Origin of the sequence: Shigella sp. FC1967 (assembly GCF_001743005.1) — a bacterium.
In the GTDB taxonomy this organism is placed as follows: domain Bacteria; phylum Pseudomonadota; class Gammaproteobacteria; order Enterobacterales; family Enterobacteriaceae; genus Proteus.
On sequence record NZ_MIIZ01000736.1, the window covers coordinates 1 to 3949 of the forward strand.

The following is a 3949-nucleotide window of genomic DNA, read 5'->3' on the forward strand; positions in this document are numbered from 1 at the left end:
ATTGTGCGGTTTTGTATTTTATAAATTTTATCAGGTGATTTTATTCAATGGGATCAAGATGCCAATTGATTGGTGAGCGACCTTGTTGCTGTAAAATATCATTGGCTTGTTTGAAATGACCACAACCTAAAAAGCCTCTGTGAGCAGAAAGCGGAGATGGATGAGGTGCTTTTAAAATAACGTGTTTATTGGTATCTATAAAACGCCCTTTTTTCTGAGCATGGGCACCCCAAAGTAAGAAAATAACCCCATTTCTTCGCTGATTGATCTGTTCGATGACTGCATCAGTAAAGGTTTCCCAACCATAGTTAGCGTGGGAATGAGCCTGACCTTTCTCTACCGTTAATACAGTATTAAGTAATAATACCCCTTGTTTTGCCCAACTTTCTAAATAGCCGTGGTTAGGACGTTTAAAATCGGGATATTCTTTCTCAAGCTCTTTATACATATTGACTAATGAAGGGGGGGGCTGGCACACCTGGTCGCACTGAAAAAGAGAGTCCATGTGCTTGATTAGGCCCGTGATAAGGATCTTGCCCTAAAATAACGACATTCACATTATCAAAAGGCGTAAAACGAAAAGCATTAAAAATATCTTCTTGAGGAGGATAAACAATTTTACCTGCAGCTCTTTGTTGTGCGACTTGAGACATAATTTGATGAAAGTAAGGCTTTTCTTTTTCTGCGCCTATCACATCATGCCAAGTTAATGGGGTAGTCATAACCTAAAATCCTTGTTGATATCTTATAGTGCCTAAGCTTACCGATTTCATCAGAGTAATGAAAATATTACGGACTAAAAATAAAAATTAATTGTACCCTCAACTTTTATTTGAAAATTTACAAAAAAAAATTGCAAATCAGTGATAAGTGATTTTTGATTTAAAACAAGACTTTGCACCCTGATGGGTGAGAGGCTTAGAAATTTTGTTGATATTTATCAAAGAATGACACCATTTATACTGGTATATAAGTAGATAGAAACATTGGTTAGACCAAATACCCAAGTTCTGATATGAGATTGGAATTTGATTTTGCGCCCAAATTGGAGGTCGAAATGATTACTGGTATCCAAATTACTAAAGCTGATAATGACGATTTATTACACTCTTTTTGGTTATTAGATGATGAAAATGGCGAAGCTCGTTGCATCTGTGCTAAAAAAAGGCTTTGAAGAAGGTCAAGTGATTAACCGCAAAGAGCTAGGCAATATCGAATACCGTGAAGTGCCTGTAGAATCTAAACCTGTTGTTCGTGTAGAAGGCGGTCAACACCTTAACGTTAACGTATTGAGTCGTGAAACACTGGAAGATGCGGTTAATAATCCTGAGAAATATCCTCAATTAACTATTCGTGTTTCTGGTTATGCTGTGCGTTTTAACTCACTGACTCTAGAACAACAACGTGATGTTATTACTCGTACTTTTACAGAAAGTCTGTAATTTTTACTAAAGTAATAAGTTAATAATAAGCTCGATATAAAAATATCGGGCTTTTTTTCTATATAGAATAAGAAAAAAGAATAAAATAACAAAAACCAGTAACTATATTGTATAGCTACGGTTTTTTATAAGAGTAAAAAAATACAGTTATTCGTTATCAGTATTCGTTTTTTTTGTTGGTGCAGTAGGCGCAACTTTTTTTTCTGTATGCTCAGCAACGGCTTTGCGGCGTTTACCTATATTTTTACGATCGCGAGCCCGCACTTTTTCTTTAACCGCTTTTTTCTCTTCTTCTTTTTTTGCTTTACGTTTTGCAAGCACTTTTTTAGAAGGTTTGAAAGTTGCTTTTAGGCTTGGTGCTTTGGTTTCTGGGCGTAGTTCAGCAACAACTCGATATTTAATTGGCTCTTGGATATAACGGCCAATCTTCCCTAATAATGGGTGATCGTGAGCTTCAACTAATGAAATTGCGATACCTTTACGACCCGCGCGTCCTGTACGACCAATACGATGCAAGTAAACATCCGCAGTATGAGGTAAGTCAAAGTTGAAAACGTGTGTAATGTCGTCAAGATCAAGACCACGAGAAGCAACGTCAGTGGCAACAAGCACATTCATTTTGCCTGATTCTAAACGTTTGATCGCATCGTTACGCTGTGTTTGTGCCATTTCACCTTCAAGGTAGCTACATTTAATACCTTGCTTTTCTAACGCAGTGACAAGCTCTCTTACACGCTCTCTTTTACGAACAAAGACAATCGATTTTTTAACATCATCTTGCTTCAGTAATGCAGCAAGTAACGCTGTTTTATGTTCGAGATTATCAGCATGATAATAGAATTGCTGAATTTTTTTACGTTCACGGCGAGATGGATCGGCATTCAGCTCAACTGGTTCGTTGAGAATGCGCTGTGCAAAATCAATAACTGCATTACCTTCTAGTGTTGCAGAGAACAGTAATGTTTGTTTACGCCAGCGAGTTTCGCCTGCAATCGTTTCAATATCGTTAGCAAAACCCATATCTAACATACGGTCTGCTTCATCTAAAATCAGCATTTCCACCGCACGGCAGTCAAAGTTTTCTTCTTTGATGTACTGCAATAAACGACCTGTTGTTGCAACAACGATATCTTGATTCTCACTGAAGACTTCAGCGTGATTCATATAAGCAACACCGCCCGTGATCGTGGCGATATCTAAATGTGTGTGCGCACATAATTCTTTTGCCTGATCGGCAACTTGCATGGCAAGTTCGCGTGTTGGTGTCAGGATAAGAATACGCGGCGGGCCTGATTTTTTACGTGGATAATCAAGCAAGTGTTGAATTGCTGGAAGCAAAAAGGCCGCCGTTTTGCCTGTGCCTGTTGGCGCAGAGCCTAAAATATCGCGTCCATCCATGGCAGCAGGAATTGCATCTGCTTGAATAGCAGTAGGACGTTGATATCCTTTTTCTTCTAATGCGGTCAATAAACTTTCATCAAGTTCAAGACTGGAAAATGTCGTGGCTGTCATTGTATACCTCTGTTTAGGGCGCGGATTTTGACATTATCCCCCGCTAAAAGCCAGAGGATTTACCGCTATCACATTATATATTACCGATAGACGAAGGTATTCGTTGTTTTTAGGCTTAATCTAAATAAGCGTGCATCGTATACAAATAGTTTAATGTTAAGATAGGGGTTGTAGAAACGTTATCTTACCATATATCTCTTTTTACGTGACATGATTGATAAGCAATAAAAAAGAGATTGCTGTACAAATCAATAGAGCCAATAGATGAATCAAAAGAAAGTGAAAAAAAGCAGGATTACGCAAAAGGTGGTTTTACCTTTAAACAAATTTTTTGTTGCTCATGATAAGTGTGAAATGAAAGTGGGTACAGATGGTGTTTTATTAGGGGCTTGGGCACCTATCGATAATGTAAAAAGAGCACTTGATATTGGTACGGGGAGTGGCTTAATTGCATTAATGCTCGCTCAAAGAGCGAATAAAATTGAGTGTATTGATGGCATTGAACTGGATGAGAAAGCCGCATTACAAGCGACAGAAAATGCTCAAGGGTCACAATGGCATTCATTTATTCATATCCATCATAGTGATATTCATCATTATGCAGAGCAAGTGCAAAATAAATATGATTTGATTGTGAGTAATCCGCCTTATTTTGAGCCAGCAATTGCGTGTCGTAATGATGTTCGTGAGCAAGCACGTTATACCAAAACCTTAACGCATGAGGGATTGCTGGATAGTGCGCAATCACTTATCACTGAAGATGGTTTGCTCTGTGTCGTATTACCTTATTCTATTGGTGAGCAATTTATTGAAATTGCAGAAAAAAAAGAGTGGAATATTGCAAAGCGCGTTAATATTAAAGACAGCGCAGATAAACCTTATCATCGAGTTTTGTTAGCATTTCAAAGACAAAATCAAAGCGGTGTTAAATGTAGTATAGATGAACTTATTATTCGTGATCATGAAGGGCACTATACCGATAAGTTCCAATCATG

General features: G+C 38.0%; 1 protein-coding gene and 3 pseudogenes. 2 read left to right on the forward strand and 2 right to left on the reverse strand.

The genetic code is table 11. The features are described from left to right. Positions 1-40: 40 nt before the first annotated feature. A pseudogene (ung, locus tag BHE89_RS11540) lies at positions 41-722 on the reverse strand (uracil-DNA glycosylase). A 335-nt stretch (positions 723-1057) separates the two neighbouring features. On the opposite strand from ung, the pseudogene grcA reads away from it, so the two are divergent. After that, positions 1058-1442, forward strand: a pseudogene (gene grcA / locus BHE89_RS11550) (autonomous glycyl radical cofactor GrcA). A gap of 147 nt (positions 1443-1589) precedes the next feature. Here the strand turns inward: grcA and srmB are convergent. Further along, positions 1590-2954 carry an ATP-dependent RNA helicase SrmB gene (srmB, locus tag BHE89_RS11555; RefSeq protein WP_069367815.1) on the reverse strand — a complete coding sequence of 455 codons (1365 nt, stop codon included), beginning with the start codon at positions 2952-2954 and terminating at the stop codon, positions 1590-1592. Between the two features lie 264 nt (positions 2955-3218). Between srmB and BHE89_RS11560 the strand changes: the two are divergent. After that, positions 3219-3949: pseudogene (locus BHE89_RS11560) on the forward strand (tRNA1(Val) (adenine(37)-N6)-methyltransferase); the annotation flags it as partial.

What these genes read in the sequence shown, in the direction of transcription:
- srmB (WP_069367815.1), bottom strand. Translation starts at nt 2,954, where the DNA reads ATGACAGCCACGACATTTTCCAGTCTTGAACTTGATGAAAGTTTATTG.